The sequence below is a fragment of the Nocardia cyriacigeorgica genome, from assembly GCF_010858045.1.
GTDB lineage: Bacteria > Actinomycetota > Actinomycetes > Mycobacteriales > Mycobacteriaceae > Nocardia > Nocardia cyriacigeorgica_E.
Window position 1 is genome coordinate 26,755 of record NZ_JAAGVC010000033.1, and the last position, 14,705, is coordinate 41,459.

Annotated in this window: 9 protein-coding genes and 1 pseudogene; 5 read left to right on the forward strand and 5 right to left on the reverse strand. The window is 64.4% G+C overall.

Translation table 11 applies throughout. From position 1 onward, the window contains the following. The first annotated feature begins 61 nt into the window (after positions 1 to 61). Positions 62 to 2,275, forward strand: coding sequence for a DEAD/DEAH box helicase (locus GV790_RS22355; protein WP_163815703.1), 2,214 nt, complete (start codon positions 62 to 64; stop codon positions 2,273 to 2,275). On the opposite strand, the gene GV790_RS22360 is transcribed toward GV790_RS22355, so the two are convergent. Continuing rightward, on the reverse strand, positions 2,270 to 7,582 hold the full coding sequence (locus GV790_RS22360) for an AAA domain-containing protein (RefSeq protein WP_163815705.1): 5,313 nt from the start codon (positions 7,580 to 7,582) through the stop codon (positions 2,270 to 2,272). The genes GV790_RS22355 and GV790_RS22360 overlap by 6 nt on opposite strands. A 294-nt stretch (positions 7,583 to 7,876) precedes the next feature. Beyond that, positions 7,877 to 8,509 carry a hypothetical protein gene (locus GV790_RS22365; RefSeq protein WP_163815708.1) on the reverse strand — a complete coding sequence of 211 codons (633 nt, stop codon included), beginning with the start codon at positions 8,507 to 8,509 and terminating at the stop codon, positions 7,877 to 7,879. Between the two features lie 236 nt (positions 8,510 to 8,745). On the opposite strand from GV790_RS22365, the pseudogene GV790_RS31910 reads away from it, so the two are divergent. Together GV790_RS31910 and GV790_RS31800 are read left to right on the forward strand one after the other, a co-directional pair. Continuing rightward, positions 8,746 to 8,892, forward strand: a pseudogene (locus GV790_RS31910) (DUF4236 domain-containing protein); the annotation flags it as partial. Positions 8,893 to 9,036: 144 nt separating this feature from the next. After that, positions 9,037 to 9,855: a DUF2510 domain-containing protein gene (locus GV790_RS31800; protein WP_309139028.1), complete on the forward strand. Its 819-nt coding sequence runs from the start codon at positions 9,037 to 9,039 to the stop codon at positions 9,853 to 9,855. 76 nt (positions 9,856 to 9,931) lie between these two features. Here GV790_RS31800 and GV790_RS22375 read toward each other — a convergent pair whose 3' ends face one another. Then, positions 9,932 to 11,647, reverse strand: coding sequence for an N-6 DNA methylase (locus tag GV790_RS22375; RefSeq protein ID WP_256673464.1), 1,716 nt, complete (start codon positions 11,645 to 11,647; stop codon positions 9,932 to 9,934). Between GV790_RS22375 and GV790_RS31805 the strand changes: the two genes are divergently transcribed. Beyond that, the gene (locus tag GV790_RS31805; protein WP_256673468.1) at positions 11,555 to 12,175 is read left to right on the forward strand and encodes a hypothetical protein; all 621 of its coding nucleotides are present in this window, start codon (positions 11,555 to 11,557) and stop codon (positions 12,173 to 12,175) included. The two genes, GV790_RS22375 and GV790_RS31805, sit on opposite strands and share 93 nt — an antisense overlap. A 73-nt stretch (positions 12,176 to 12,248) precedes the next feature. On the opposite strand, the gene GV790_RS22380 is transcribed toward GV790_RS31805, so the two are convergent. Next, positions 12,249 to 12,584, reverse strand: a complete 336-nt coding sequence (locus GV790_RS22380; RefSeq protein WP_163815714.1) for a hypothetical protein — start codon at positions 12,582 to 12,584, stop codon at positions 12,249 to 12,251. 910 nt (positions 12,585 to 13,494) lie between these two features. On the opposite strand from GV790_RS22380, the gene GV790_RS22385 reads away from it, so the two are divergent. Next, the gene (locus GV790_RS22385; protein ID WP_163815717.1) at positions 13,495 to 13,899 is read left to right on the forward strand and encodes a hypothetical protein; all 405 of its coding nucleotides are present in this window, start codon (positions 13,495 to 13,497) and stop codon (positions 13,897 to 13,899) included. A 128-nt stretch (positions 13,900 to 14,027) separates the two neighbouring features. Here the strand turns inward: GV790_RS22385 and GV790_RS22390 are convergent, their stop codons facing one another. Beyond that, positions 14,028 to 14,546, reverse strand: a complete 519-nt coding sequence (locus GV790_RS22390; RefSeq protein ID WP_256673456.1) for an MmpS family transport accessory protein — start codon at positions 14,544 to 14,546, stop codon at positions 14,028 to 14,030. Positions 14,547 to 14,705: the final 159 nt, after the last annotated feature.

The following is a 14,705-nucleotide window of genomic DNA, read 5'->3' on the forward strand; positions in this document are numbered from 1 at the left end:
GTGACCACACCGTCATACCAGGACGCTAGGCTCCGGTGGGAACCAGGCAGGAGGTGGCGGAGTGCGCGATCGGTTGTTGCGGCGGATCATCGAGCTGCTCACGGCGCAGCCTTGGCTCACCGCGGCACAGCTGGCAGCGGCGATCGCTGATGCCGCTGTCACCCGCAGCGACGTGAACAGCATTCTCCATCGCCACCGCGATGATCTGTTCGAGCGCGACGAAAGCCGGACACCGCCGCGGTGGGCATTACGAGCAGGAGTCGGTAGCGGACGGGCATCAAATGCGGAAGGGGGCGGGTCACCGTCCAAGCGGCCCACGCGGCCCAAGAGTTCGGTGTATTGCGGACCCGAACTTCGCGACTGGCAGCGCGTGGCGCTCGACGACTGGGGCAGCCACGATCATCGCGCGGTCATCGAATCGGTGGACGGTTCGGGCAAAACGCTGGTCGGAGTCGTCGCCGCAGCCGAGGCGGTCGACGCCGGGCGCCGGGCCGTCGTCCTCGTCTCCGGCGTCGAACAACAGGACCGTTGGTCGAGGGTGCTGCAATCCTCGCTACCGACGTGCCGAGTCGAGCGACTCGGCGGTTCCGGCAAAGCGCTGACAACAGCGGACGTGGTGGTCGGGCCCGCAGCTGCGTTGGCGAGGACGCGTTTCGGTCGCGCCGGCGACGTCATCCCCACCGTTCTCATCGTGGACGATGTACACGATTACGGTCCAGGAACCTACGCCAAAGCACTCGACGACGGCTACCAGTGGCGGCTTGGCCTCACAGCGGCACTCGAACGCTCCGACGATCTCGTCGAATCGGTTCTGCTCCCCTATTTCGGCACGATCATTCCCGGGTGCGATTATGCCCGCGCCGTGACCGACGGACTCCTTCCCAAGATCCGCGTTGTCCAGGTCGAAGTGCAGTTGACCGACGCCGAAGCCACTAAGCTGCATCAGCTCGAGGCTCAGATCGAACACCTCACCGACATGCTGGTCGGCAATTACGGTGCACCCGACCCGCACAGCAGCGCATTCGATAAGTTCGTTCGGTCGCTGGCCGGCGGCCGTTATGCCGCGGCGCAGTACGCCAAGAAGTATCTGAATGCTATCGCCGACCACACCGCGCTCCTGGCCGAATGCAAAGCGAAGAGCGACTTGGTGCGTGCTCTCCCGCCCGCACTGCCGGACCACACGCAAATGATCCTGTTCACCGACCGTGCATCCTCGGCCGGTCACATCGCCCGGGCACTCACGGACCAGGGGCTCACTGCCGCCATCAGCGGCGTGGGGGCGGCGAAATCCGACCGCGACGCCGTCGCCCTCGGACTGCGTGAAGGAACCATCCGGGCGTTGGTCGAACCACGAACGCTGGACGAGTCGCTCGTTGTGCCGGAGGCCGGGCTCGGCGTGATCCTGACTTCGGCCCGCTCGGACAGACAGATGATCCAACGCATGGGCCGGCTCATTCGACCGAACAGACCGCACCCGATCGTGTTCGTGGTCGCCATTGTCCAGGGCACGCCCGAAGATCCCGCACAGGGATCGGCCCGATCGCATCTGCGCCTGCTGTGGCAGATCGCCGAGCGTGCCGCGAAAACGGATGCCTCGCGAGCACCAGACATACTGCGACGCATGCTGCGCCCGGATGAGCCGGTCGACGCCGAGACCACAACCGATACTTCCGCGAATCGCTCAACATCAGCTTCACCGGCGGTCGCCGCGACGGTGCGTCCATCCGTGCCTTCGAACTCGGCAGGCGCGCAGCGGGTCCCCGTCGTTTCGAGTGGATCGCAGCAGCCCGCGCAACCATTGGCCAAGCCGACGTCGGTGCCAAGCGCGACATCAGCGCCGGTGCCCGAAATCGCTGAGCCTGCACCCTCGAACACGATGGACCCCACCTTCGACATGACTGTCGAACTCGTCGGTCAGCTCCATACCCAGGGGGGTATCGCCACAGCAGACGAAGTCGGCGATTTGATCGGTCTCACCGATCCGGACGACATGCGTGCAGTCGTTGCTGCGGCTGCCGCTCAGGGCCATCTCGACTTCAGCCCGATCGAGGACGGGGCCGACGAACTGATACTGCTATCCGCCGAGGCAGGCGGCACACCCGCGCAACGCCGCGATGCCGCCGCCGCTGTGGCGGAGTGGGCCGTGCGGGCCGATGACCCGATCGATGAGTTCCACGACCTGGTCACCCGGCTGGGCCCGATACGGGTATGCGACCACCGGCTGATCCAGATTGCCGCGTTCTTGCGCGGAACAACTCCGATCGCACTCCTATGACGATGCGGATGCCCGGTCAGTAGCCAGGGCTCGCGCGAAGGGCCACACCAGCGCGAGCGCCGCAATGGCCCGGTCGGTCAATTGCGGCTGTCCGAGTTCCACCAGCACCGCCCGCATCAGGGCCGCGCGGTCGTGCCAGCCGATCTGTTCGGCACAGTGCGACACCGTCTCGGCCAGTTCCCGGGCCGGAATTTCGTCTATCGGTCGCACACCGAGGGTCCGCCGACGCGATACCGGCTGTCCGGAGAGTCGATAGGCGGACCGGATGGGGTCGGCGAGGCGGAGCGGATCGTCCTCGAGGAGATCGCCGGTCTCTACCGCGTACCGCAATGCGTCGATAACGGCGTCCCGCGTTGCCCCGGAGTCGACACCACCCTTATCCCGCAGCAACGCGGTAACCAACCGCCGTCCGGACACGGGACCTTCGACACCCACAATCCGGACGAGGTGCGCAATCACCGTCGAGCGATTTGCTTCGGCGGGATTCGCGGCGGTGAGGAGACCGGTGAAAGCCTGGTACTCGGCGATCGAAGGTGCATCACCCGTGCTGGAAACCTCGTCCGTCGCCACCACAGCGACGGCCTCGGACCAAGAAGACCCATCGGACTGATCGTCCGCATAATCGTCTGTCCCGACTGAACCGAATTCGCCCGGGACGGTTGGCGGCTCGGCATCGACCGCAGCTGACAGCGAGGCCGTCGTCAGATCCGCTGGCTCCGTCGCGACCGTAACGATCGGGGCCACCGACCGTACCGGCGTCTCATGGGGGAAGGTCGGTTCGCCGTTCTTCTCGTCGGCCGTGTCCGCCTGCCACATCGTCTCGGAGGTCGGCGTCGGATCGTCCACGCGGTCCCCCACCCCGGATGTGCTCATCGAAGGTGACGGCTCTCCCGCCACGGCGACATCGTCGTCCGGGATCGGCATGATGTTCAGCTCGTCGAACAGCTGCCACAGCGGAGTCAGACACGCGTCGGGACCCGCCACGAATCGCGACTGACGAATCCGGAAGAACGGCCACCCGCACCTTTCCAGATCACGCTGCCGCGCGAGCTCTCGATGGAACTGTTCCGGGCCGTCCCAGCTGTCACCCTCACATTCGAGCGCGACTTTCGCGTGGGCACCGGTGACCACCAGGTCGATGTCATGACCGGCCGCGTCATAATGGGCGCTCACTTGGTAACCGCGGTCGACCAGAAGGTTGTACACCCGCTGCTCGAACAGCGATTCGAATGGCGTGACGACCCGGTCGTCGGGGACTTTCTCGGGCCGGGCCGCCGAGGATGCCGTGTGGCCGGACCGCTGGGTTTCCAGACAGTAGTTCAACAGCTGATACCGCATGTCATCGGTATTATTCAGCTGATCCAACGTCATCGAGTGAAACAGCCACAGCTGATCCCGCGCCCGCGAAACAGCCACGTTGTATCGCTGCACTATTTGTTCCCGCGTTTGCGCGACGATGCGAGTATCGGGACCTGGCGCTTTGACCATCGACAGGAAAATGATGTCGCGTTCAGCGCCTTGAAAATCGGCAGCGTCGCCGCATCGCAATTGCCTGCGCGCGATCTCTTCGGGTTGCAGTCGCTGAACCAGTTTGTCCCAGATCAGTTTCGCCTGAGCCTGGCCGAGCAGGGAAATCACGCCGAAGGACTTGCCCGCGTACTTCGGATCATCGATGCATTGGGCCACCTGCTGGACGATGCGCTCGGCTTCCGACGCATTCACATTGTTCTTCCCGCTCTCGGCATCGGCGACGTACACCGTTCGAATAGGTGGCAGTCGGTCGGCACCGTAGAGACGCACCGGGAGCAGTCGAATGTGCTGCGGCTCGTAGGCAATTCTGTTCGAGAATTCGATGATTTCCGGCACACACCGGCGATGCTCCACCAACGTGAGACGGGTGGGAAACCGCATCGCCGCTTCATCGAACAGGCTCCGTTGTGGCTCCTCCCACGACGCGCGGAACCGATCATTCGGCAGGTACTGGGCCGCGAGTGCCCGCAACTGGTTCTGATCGATGCCGACACCGGCGGGTGAGACCTGCTTGTCGTCGCCGATGACGACGATCCGCGGCGCCAGATATTGCAGGAAGACAGATTCGAGTCCGGCCTGCGACGCCTCGTCCACGACAACCACATCGAACATGTTCTGTTCGATATCGAGCTGCTCGACCACGCGATAGATCGGCATGATCCACACCGGGACCGCGGAGCGGCAGCGGGCGAGAGTCTGCTGAATATCGATTTGCCGTCGCGCCGCGTATTGGCCTTTGCCCTTGCCCAGCTTGCGGACCAACTGCACATACTGGCGCAGGTCCGAGCGGGAGGTATGGGTCAAACGCCCCGGTCCTACGGCACGATCCCAGGACCTTGCCACAGCTACTACCGTCGCTTCGTCTCGCAACGCGGATTCCACCTGGTCCAGGCGGTGGAACAGAGTGTTGGTCTCCTCGTCGACATGGTCGGCGAGCCACCGGTCGACGCGCGCCCAGTTCCACGCGCTGGACAGCTCGGCCAGCCGGGCCGGCCAGTGTTCATCGTGTGGATCGGCAGCGATCGCATCTCGCAGCTTCGGCAGCGCACTCATCCGAGCCCCGAGCTCGTGTCGGCGCCTGTGCCTTCCCCGAAGTTCGTTCAGTTCCCCCAGCCGCGCGTACGCGGCCCGGTATCTGACCGGATCGTATTGCGCGATCGCCGCATACAGCTCTTGGATGTTGGCGGTATTGTGCGGATCGTTGTATGCGACCCGGACCCTGTCATGTAGCCGGGCTATCGGCTCTTCGCTCGCCCGCAGCTCGCTCATTGCCGCGACCGCATCGAAGGCGTCCACCAGGGTCCGCACGGTCCGCGGCTCGGACCAATCGGGCTCGGCCAACCCGTAGGTGCGCAGCTTGGCTCCGGCCTCCACGAGCTCGGTACCGAACCGGACGACCTGTCGAAGTTGATCGAATCGATCGCGATGCCACGCCAAGCGACTCCGCAGCGATCCGGCCGGCGGAGTCAGCAGCCCGTGCCAGATCCTGTCCAGCTGATTCAGCAACCGAGTTGCCTCGGCGAACTGACGGAACCTTTCGAGCTGGTCGGCCGAAGCGGGGATGCGGCCGTCGACCCGGACGCGTTCGAACAGCGGTGCGGCATCCTTGACCACCCGAGGCGCTGTCAGCCCGGTCTTCGGCGAACCGTCGGAATGGGTCTTGATCTCGCCGTGGGACCGGATGCGTGCCAGTAGTGCTTCCGCCAGCGAAACCAAAGGTCCCAGGTCATCCCCGGATACCGTGACGTCGGTGATGCCGAGGGCAACGATCATCTCCTCAGCGGGGCTCAACAGCTCCGCGAGCTGACCGGCCCGTATCTGCCACTCGCCCGCACTGCCGGCGCGAATATCGGCAATCGCGTCGCGGTACCACTCGTCACGCGATTGGGCCAGCTCCGATCCTTGCTGGTCGAGCCCGACGACCAACCCCTGCAACTCGCTCCTGGTCGCCGGCGTGAGCTCAACGATCCGCCGCACCAACTCGGTGCTACCCACATGCTGGTACTCCCGGCAGCGCTGGACTGCCGCGGCGTGACGAGCAAACCACTGCTCGACATCTGCCATTGGCGCCACATCACCAAAGGTGAGCAACGGAGGGGCCGCGACTTCTGGATCCCGCAGCGCATCATCGAGCAACAATCGACGCCATTCCTCGATGTCGGTGGAAGCGACCGGCAGCGACTCATCGGCACGTGGCGTGGCAAGCCCGCGGAGCCATTCATATCGCGGTCCATCGTCACGGTGACGCAATACGATGTCGGTGAGCGTCCCGCTGTACCCGGCAATTTCGTGGCGCGCGACCTCGCGCTCCCGTGCCCGCAGCAAACGCTCCTTGATTTCGGTGCGTTGCCGCCGCAGCGAATCAATTCGCTGTCCCGCCGCCTCGATCACTTTCATCGATCGTGCTTGGTCGTACTCACTCGCTGCCGCGGAGATCTTCTCGACCGCGGCCTCCAGGTCGGTGAACGCATCGCGGGAGGTGCCGACGACGGCGACACAGAGCGGCTTGATCTCATCGCGGAGCTTGCCGCGCACCTCCTCGAGGGCACGGTCTGTCTGTGCGGTGACAAGCACCCGCTTTCCCTGCGCCAGCAGATGGGTGATCAGCGCGGCGGCGGTGTGGGTCTTTCCCGTGCCCGGCGGTCCCTGCACGATCGTGTGCGCGCTGGTATCGACATGGTCGAGGATGCCCAACTGAACCGGGTTGAGCTGCAAAGGCAGAAAAGCGTCCTGGCCATCTCGCACGATCGCGCCATCGTCGGGTGTGGCCGTGCGCGCTGGAACGTACTCGGGGTCGACCAGATTACGGATACCCTCGGGCACTTCGCGATGCTCCCGAATGCGGGCGCCTATCGACCGCAAAACCCGCACGAGCCCACGCTTACCGCGCGGGCGCAAGATCAATACGGGTGCATATGCACCTGCCGGTTCCGGCGTGGGCACGGCAGCAGCCATCTCGTCCTGATAGGTTGCCGAAGGATCGATACAATTGATCAATCGCCGGACCAGCCTGGCGATTCCTGACCGATCAAATGGGTCGATTCCGTCATCGCGAGCTGAATCCTCAGCCGCGCGCAGCAAGCCGGGCGCGGCGAGCTGGGTATTCTCCAAGAAATCCAGCAGCTCGACCGACAGCCCCGAGGCACTCGTCTCGGCGGTCACCGAGATCTGGCCCGAATCCGTGTCGAAGTCGACCTTGACCGGCACTGTCAGCACATGCCGTCGAACTGTGCTGTGGTTTTTCGGCTTCCAACTGAGACAGCCGAGACCGAGCACAGCCTCCCTCGTCTCCGATGAGGCGCTCAGCTCGGTGTACATGTCGTAGAGGTCGTGATAGAGCCTCGATGCCAACCTGTCACGGCGAGCTTGCGCAGCCCACGGCCGCCATTTCCGGAGCCACTGCTCGAACCGGTCTACGACCTCAGGGTGATCGTCGAGTCTCAGCTCCTGCGCAGCTCCCGGACGCGTCTCACGCAGGCAGGGCTCGTCCTCCGGATCGTCAAGCCTGCCTGGTTGCAACCACTCTCTAACCTCAGAGTCGACAAGCTGCGGTGGTTGTTCCAGGCGGATCTTCCCAACGACCAGAAAGGGGGATCCAGCAGACTCGAGCTCCAATCGCACAGCCTGGTGAATCGGACGCTCCGACAACCAGATCACCGACCCGAGATCGGCGACATCACAGGTACGTGTGGTGCCGATGTCCTGTACCCGCGCCAGATACTCGAACAGGCTCGCCGCTCGATTCACCACATCCTGGTCCGACCGCCCCTCACCCATGCCCCGCACCTACTCCTCCTCGCCCGCGGACCAGCACCGTCTCCGACGGTATCGTTGCTTCCGCTGATTCCGCTACACTGCGATATCCGACCGGAATGGCGCGAGTTGGGCCTGCACCCGTTCGGTTCTTTCCCCGAGGTCGGGTGCCAGCCGACGCATAGCGATCATCTCTGCCTGGTGCTCCGCGACCGGCCTCCGGTGTACCTCGGCCTCCGATGGTGCCGAAGTCATGTACTCAGCGGGTATCAGCGAAATTCACTGCGGCTCATGGTGATCACGACCAGTGCTGGAGCATCATCGCCCGATAGCGGCCGCCGCCCTGTTCATCTCCTCGAACAGCTCCCGTCGCCACCTCATCTGCTGTTCGACAGTGCCCCGGTAGCCGCTCGGCCCGGTACTACGGTGGTGAAAGAGCTTCAGGCTGCGTGCCGTCATCGGATACGACTGCTGGAACAGACCCCAGCCGCGTTCGGGCACCTTCCCGAAAATGAACACCGCACGTAGTCGCGGCAACCGCGCGATCACCTGGATCGGCAGGTCGACGCCTTCGTGTAGGTATGGATCTCGCGCCTGGGCCTTCAGCTCCCCGAATCCCTTCACGTACCAGGGGTAGAAGTTCCAGCCCACGCAGTCCATGCGATCGATGCCGGCGTGGTCGAGTGCTTCGGCGATGCGTGCGGCCGCTGGATCGCTGTTCTCCACAGACAGCAGCCCCGAGCCACCCGAGGCCTCCAGCCGGGTCTTCTCCCCCGGCGACAACGTCAGCAGTAATAGACGGGCCTGCGATCCGCCGAACTCTGGGGAGATATGCGGAACGAACTCCTTGGGCTTCTTCGCCCGCAATGTGTCGACATACTCGTTCAGTTCCCGAACGTGCGGGGCGTAGATGGCTGCGCGGACATCGTCACGGTAGGTCGAAACACTCATCTGTCGATACATGCTTGCTGTACCCTCCTGGCCCGCATCCCGGATGTATTGCCGACCATCTCATGTGGCATCGACATTCACATCGGTGGCGCCTCGAGACATCGCGGCGGGACTACTGGCCGATCACCAGCGGCATCAGCGGTAATACCCCATCGACCTGCTCCGATGTACTCACAGCGACCGCTTCCGAGCGATAACGGGCAATCGCGGGCGGCCGATGAGGCAGGAGGCGCACCGTGGGGTTCTATCTGCGCAAGAGTGTGAGTGCCGGTCCCTTTCGGTTCAACCTGTCGCAGTCGGGACTCGGCGTCTCGGCCGGGGTGAAGGGGCTCCGGGTCGGCACCGGCCCGCGCGCGACCTATGTGCACATGGGCTCCGACGGGCTGTACTACCGGACCAGCCTTTCCGATCCACGCCGCTCCCGGCCCGGCCGCACGGCCCCGGTCGTGACACCGTCGAGGCAGGTGATCCAGGAATTACCGGCCGTCACCGTTCTCCGTCTGGAGTACGGCACCCCGACCGATCTGGTGCAGGACCTCAACGCGGCTTCGCATCGTTTTCCGCTGTCGCCTGCCGCATGGCTGAAAGGCCAGCTGCGGGTGCCGGTCATCTACGACGTCTACGGTGCCCCGGCCCAGGCGTTCGAGGCGCTGAACCGCGCATTCGACGGTATCCGCGGCATGCACGGGCGATGGCTGATCGATGCCAAAGCGGATCTGGCGTTGCCTTACGATCGCAAGATCAATGCGGGAGCGTCGTCGCTGGTTGCCCGGCAAGCGGTGACCCCGGTCGAGACCGGACCGAAGTGGCTCGCCACCAACATCGCGGTTCCGGGACTGCGGGCGAAAGAGTTCAGCCTCTACTTCCTGCCCGATCAGATGCTCGTCCAGATCGGCAAGCAATTCGCGTCGTGGAGATACCACGATGTGACCGCCACCCTCGGCCACGGCCGGATGATCGAAAACGGGACCGTGCCGCCGGATGCCGTGCAGGTGGCCACTACCTGGCAGTACGCGAACAAAGATGGCGGACCGGACCGGCGGTTCAAGTACAACCGCATGCTTCCGGTGATGCGCTACGCGGAACTACAGATCACCGGGCCCGGGCTCACCCTGCGCTGGCAGTTCTCCGATCTCCTTGGGGCCGAAGCCTTCACCTCCCGACTCAAAGCCATGCCGACACTTGCGGCCGAGACCACCGCCCGCGGCGAAACTCAGCAGGCACAACCCGCGCAAACCGCATCCCCGGCCGCGCCCACCTACCCTCCCGGCTGGTACCCCGACCCCCAGCGCGTCGCCAGTTGGCGGTGGTGGAGCGGGAAGGCGTGGACCGACCACACCGGTTGACACCCGGCGCGCCTCGACCTCGCGTAGGCATCCAGCCCGGACAGCAAAACCTGCCCACACCGAGGTAGCCCGTCGATTAGGGCGACGTAATAGCGCCCAGCCGCCCGTCCAGCAAGCCATCCGATAACGCGGCGTGCAGCCCTTTCATGGCCGACATCATGCCGCCGAGGTCTTCGATGGTGTCGTTCAGTTCCCGCAGCAGGGTTGCGATGCGTTGTTGTTCCTCGATCGGCGGGACGGCGATCTCGATGCGGCCGAGCGCTTGGCTGCCGATCGAGGGAATCGACCTCACGGCCGCCTGCTTCTCCACCCTCGCCGAGGACCACACCAGGTACTCGAAGAGGTATGCCGGATCTACCTTTTCGGAGTCTGGCCGTAGGCGCGTGACGTTCGGGTTCAGCAGCCACCCACGCTCTTCCGCGGTCACCAGGGCGTAATGGCCGACCGTCCCGGTCCGGACGCACACGATGTCGTTCTCGGCGGTCCGGTATGGCTCGAGTTTGGCCGGCACCGGGCCGGTTTTACCGAGGTCGGATTTCTTGAAGCGCCGCGTGCCGATGTTTTTCGGCCTGATCACCGTGACTGTTCCCGAGTCGGTGATCCTCATCAGCGGACCGTAGCTTCCCGATGGTCCCGGCTGGATCGTGCATACCTCGGATAGTGGTCGCCGCTGCCAGCCCGCCGGCAGGCCACTGCCTTCCAGGGCAAGTTTGCCGAACCGGAGTCGCGACCACTTCCCCAGGTCGATGCTCGCCAGGCGCTCAGCGATCTCTTCCTGGTGCTCTTCTGCCCGCGACCGGTACGTCTCGGCCTCCGAGGGTGCGGAGATCAGGTATTCCTCCGGTATCAGCGAATAGTCCGCGGCCGCTACGGCTTCAGCGGAGACAAGCACCGCACGCCCGCCGGAGGGGAGGTCCGCCACGCCCTTCCCGGCAATGGATTGCGGATCGCGGACCAGTTCGGCGATCCGCTCACCATGATCGAGCTGGGGCAGCGCACCGGTGTGCCGACGGGTGATCATCGGCAGTGCGTCGACGAACAGGATGCGACGGTCCTCGGCGGGCCTGTCCTCGGTCTGATGACGTAGCACCCAGACTGCGGTGTCGACCGCTGAGGCCGGAAACAGCGCACTGGGCAGATGGATGATCGCGCAGACTGCACCGGATTCGACCATGGCCATCCGCAGCTTGTGCTCGCTGGGGTTGGCGCTGGCGCCCGCCGCGGCAGGCATGAGGATGGCGGCGCGGCCGCTGTCGCTGGTCATGGCGATCGCCGATTGCACCCACGCGTAGTTGTCATTGTGCGGCGGGGGCGCGATACCGAAATGCCAGTCGACCTTCGTGTTCGATCCGGCTGATCCGATGTTGAACGCCGGGTTCGCCACCACCGCGTCGAATCGTCCGGTGTCTCTGCGCCGCCACGGCTGGGCCGGGCCGACGCTCACGGCTGCCGGTGTGCCGTGCACGATCAGGTTCATATTCGCGCGTCGCGCGGCCGCGTGATCGGTACAGATGCCGGTGATCGTCACCGAGTCGGTCACCGCGCCGGGTACGGCGAGGATCAATTCGCCGTAGCGGGTGCAGGGGTCGATGATCGATGCCAGTGTCGCGCCGGGTGCCACCGCACAGGCACCGAGCAGCGCGGCTATCTCCGGCGGGGTGTGGTAGGTGTCGCTGCGGGCCGCGGGGCGCGCGAACTCGTGCAGCAGTGCGCCGAATCCGCGCACTCCGACCTGCGTGCACAGTCCGATCAGCTCCCGCACACCGGCGATGCTGCCGTGTTCCAGGCGCATGATTACCGGGCCGGCGGCCGGTGTCAGTCCTCGCCCGCGCATGGCCAGATCGATTCCGCCGGCCACGACGCTGAGCAGACCCTTCACGCTCCGGTGTGGCATCGCCGACGCCGCCGCCTGCTCGATCTGATGCCACTGCTCCGGCGCACAGATCCAGGTGAACGCGAGCAGCAGCGCCGCATCGTAATAGTCGGCCTCGCTCACTCTGTGGAAGCGAAAACCGCGATGCCACAGCGTTTTCAGCGCGGGCAGGCAGTTCTTCGTGCCGGGATCGACATCACGGAGATCGCTGCGCGGTGCGCGTTCGGCGAGGGCGCGGCGGAACCGGGCGCCGTAGGTCGCATCGTCACGCTCGCCGGGTCGGCGATACCGCGCGGGCACCGAACGGATATCGAGCCAATCCGCTACCTCATGCGCTGCGTACAGGCGCTCCTTGCCGACGGATTCTCCATCCGGGAAGCCGAGCTTGCGTTTGGTCCAGTTGCTGGCTGTACCGCCCGCGACGCCGACCAGCTCGGCGATCTCTGAAATCAGGAGCCGCTGTTGCAGCGGGTCAGCCGGCAACGACATGTGTGTCCTTTCGACTCTCATCCCGAGTACCTCACATGACCCTCCCGAGGACCAGAGGCACGAACTGCTCCGACAACGCCATGCCCATGCCCATGCCCATGCCCATACCCATACTCGTGCGGACCGGGTCGGACAGGTTTCTGAGCACCACCAGCTGAAGCGTTTTGCTCCAGCCCCAGCAGCGGCTCGCGATCAGCCTGGACTGACGGTCCTGGGCATCGAGCTCGTCCGCCGGCGGGATGTCCGACCGCGCCGAATGGAGGTCTGCCGGATCCGGGCTCGGCTGATCACCACCGGTCGCCTCGTCGTCGTGTGCGCTCTGATCGCCGGGTTCGGATGCGGCGGCGCGATCGTTGTTGTCGGGCATGGTCCCCCTCCACTGGCTGGAAGCTCGTCGGGTAATGCCGTGAACGCTAGCGCCGCATCGGCGGGAAGCACAATAATTAGGTACATGTCAGTTGTCATCGATTCACTCTGGTTGTCAACGCTAATCCGCGCAATAGCGCCGTAACTATGCAGGTAGAGCGGGGTACATCAGCGTTCCGATTGACTTACTCAGCGATGATTACTGATGGTTGAGTTGGTTGCGTAGCAATAGTGCGCAATTGAAGCGTCGAGCGCTTCACCGATCGCGATGCCGACGTGAGGCACGGCTGGTTACGGATCAGACGTACCGCTCGACGGCACCACGGAACCCGGATCCGCGCGCCCCTCTCGCTGCCGGATCCCGAACTGCGCCACATCACGGCCCAGCCGTTCAACGAAGCCGAATCGGAGGAGCATTTCAGCCGAAGGCGTTCCATGGATCTGCTCGCCGCCGCTCCGCAGTGCACGGTGCTGGCGGGCCGCCAGGAAATCGGGTTCGGTGGAGACCAGTGTCCTCACCGACGAGGTGGAGGGACCCCGCATCCTGTTGCTGGCCGGCCGATCCTGGCAGACCCATATCGACTGGCAGCGACGGCAGGTCTATGTCGAGGCCACCGAGATCGCCGGCCGCGCCAAGTGGAGCTCCGTGCCCGACGGTGGGTCCTTCGCTCTCGCCCGCGGAGTGCGGGAGGTACTGGTCGGCGCCGTCCCCGTCGGCATGACCCTCACCAAGCGGGCCAAGGCCCCCCACTGGACGACCAGCGCCTGCAACGCGCCGACCATATCGCCGCCGACACCTTCGCGATCACCCGCAACGATCGCGGCGACTGGCACTCCTCGGCGCAGGCGCCCTCGTCGGCACAGACGACCCCGTTGGCAGCATCCCCGCCGGCCTTGACGGCCACGGAACCTTGGTATTCACCCTGGTCCCGGTCGCTCCCGGCTTCACGTTCGAGTCGTCGGCGCAACAGGGTTCTGATCTGAACGACTTCCGCACGATCATCACTGCCGAGGCCGGAAGTCAGGCACGCATTCGACTGAGCTACTTCAACCATGGCAACACGGTGCAGCGCCAGGTGGTGATACGCACTCAATTCACCGGAACCATCCAGTTCGTTCCCGGCCAGACGGTCTTGGTCAACGCCAATTATCCGAAAGGCACTCGTATTCAAGTCGGTTTCGGCGACAGTGGAGTGGACATCGGAGACTACCTGCCCAAAGGCAACGCGGTCCTTTTACTTCACAGTAACGCTATCCGGCTCACCATGTTCACAGGAACAGCTGAAGTCCACAATGACAACCGAGAACGGCGGTAGCTACGACACCGTGTTGGTGCGTATCGCGGGACGAGGTTGTTGAGCCGGTGAATCTCGCCCGAGCACCCTTGGCCTGCACCGCAGTAGACTCGGTGCGCGGGCGGCCGGAATGACCGCCCACGTGTACCCTACTTCTCCCCTGCATCTCCTGAACAGCTCGCCGATGCAAACGGACCACTCGATGTCTGCTCCGATATAACCTTTTCTCCGACCAAGATTCGGCAGGTGATCCCTCCGCCGTCGGCGTTGTTCGTGGCGGTCATTGAGACATACTTGCCGAGGCCGTCGATCATCACGTCTTTACTCCACGGAAGCGAGATCGAAGTTTCCTGAGCCATGTTCAGGTCTCGCCCGGAGTAGATAACGGACGCTTCACTACTGGTGCCTTCCACACGGTAGGTCACGGTGACCTCGCGCTCGGATTCCTTGTCGATTTCGTTGGCGACTCCGCCTACAAAGGCCAAGCACCCGCCGATGATCAGAACGAAAAACAGGACGATGCCGCCGACGATCCAGGGCCATACTCGCTTCTTCTTCGGCGGCTGGTAGTAGCCCTGGGGTGGCATGCCGGGCGGCGGATACTGCCCCTGCGGGTACCCATGAGGCCCGCTGGGATATTGCGGCTGATCACCCGGTGGGTTGGTCAATGCGACTCCTCTGGTCAGGGCACGACATTTCGTGCATGTGAGATTTAGATCACACACCAGTGGATGGGTGTTACAGGCCTTACGGTCGGGTGCTCCCACGCCTCGCTACGCCAGAATCCTGCCGATCAAGGTTCGCGTCAATGCCGCTTAAACCGGAAT

Coding starts and splice junctions, on each gene's coding strand:
- GV790_RS22360 (WP_163815705.1), bottom strand. CDS start 7,582: ATGGGTGAGGGGCGGTCGGACCAGGATGTGGTGAATCGAGCGGCGAGC.
- GV790_RS22365 (WP_163815708.1), bottom strand. CDS start 8,509: ATGAGTGTTTCGACCTACCGTGACGATGTCCGCGCAGCCATCTACGCC.
- GV790_RS22375 (WP_256673464.1), bottom strand. CDS start 11,647: ATGCGCCTGGAACACGGCAGCATCGCCGGTGTGCGGGAGCTGATCGGA.
- GV790_RS22380 (WP_163815714.1), bottom strand. CDS start 12,584: ATGCCCGACAACAACGATCGCGCCGCCGCATCCGAACCCGGCGATCAG.